The sequence below is a fragment of the Mycobacterium sp. 1245801.1 genome (assembly GCF_001673055.1).
GTDB lineage: Bacteria > Actinomycetota > Actinomycetes > Mycobacteriales > Mycobacteriaceae > Mycobacterium > Mycobacterium europaeum_A.
Genome location: NZ_LZKY01000194.1, coordinates 1 through 938, shown reverse-complemented (window position 1 = coordinate 938; position 938 = coordinate 1). Strand labels below are relative to the sequence as shown.

At 65.8% G+C, this 938-nt stretch carries 1 protein-coding gene; it reads left to right on the top strand.

The window, feature by feature from the left end; genetic code table 11:
* On the top strand, window positions 1–938 hold a 938-nt coding region (locus tag A5622_RS12510), incomplete at both ends, for an AMP-binding protein (protein WP_156752939.1).

The window sequence follows — 938 nt, the reverse complement described above, 5'->3', positions numbered from 1 at the left end:
ATCGGTTGGCGCATGGGCTGGTTGACCGCGGGGTAGGCCCAGGCGGGTTGGTGGGGTTGTTGTGTTCGCGGTCGGCCGAGGCGATCGTCGCGATGTTGGCGGTGCTTAAGGCGGGGGCGGCTTATGTTCCGATCGACCCTGCGGTGCCGGCGGCGCGCATGGAGTTCCTGTTGGCTGATGCCGCGCCGGTGGTGGTGTTGACGACGGCAGGGCTGGGCGAGCGGCTGGACGGGTTCGACGTGGTGGTGATCGACCTTGGTGAGCTGGCTGTCGGTGCTGGGCCCGTGAGTGCGCTGCCCGTGCCAGATCCGGGTGATGTCGCGTACCTGATCTATACCTCGGGTACTACGGGTGTTCCCAAAGGTGTTGCGGTGACCCATCACAACGTTACTGAGCTGATGGCGTCCCTGGCTGCTCGAGTGCCGGTTGGTGCGGGTCAGGTGTGGTCACAGTGGCATTCCTACAGCTTTGACATTTCGGGCTGGGAGATTTGGGGCGCGTTGCTCAATGGCAGCCGGTTGGTGGTGATTCCCGATGCGGTGGTGGGTTCCCCGGATGAGTTGCACGCGTTGGTGATAGCCGAGCGAGTCAGTGTGCTCAGTCAAACCCCGTCCGCCTTGAGCGTGTTGTCTCCGCGGGGTTTGGAGTCGGTGACCGTGCTGGTCGGCGGTGAGGCCTGCCCGGCCGAGGTGGTGGGTCAGTGGGCGGCGGCTGGGCGGGTGCTGATCAATCAGTACGGTCCGACCGAGACCACGATGTGGGTGGCGATGAGTGCGCCGTTGGCCCCGGGTGCGGCTGTGGTGCCCATCGGGTCACCGGTGCCCGGGGCGGCGCTGTTTGTGCTGGACCAGTGGTTGCATCCGGTGCCGGTGGGGGTGGTTGGTGAGTTGTATGTGGCCGGTGCTGGTGTGGGGGTGGGGTATTGGCGACGTGCGTCG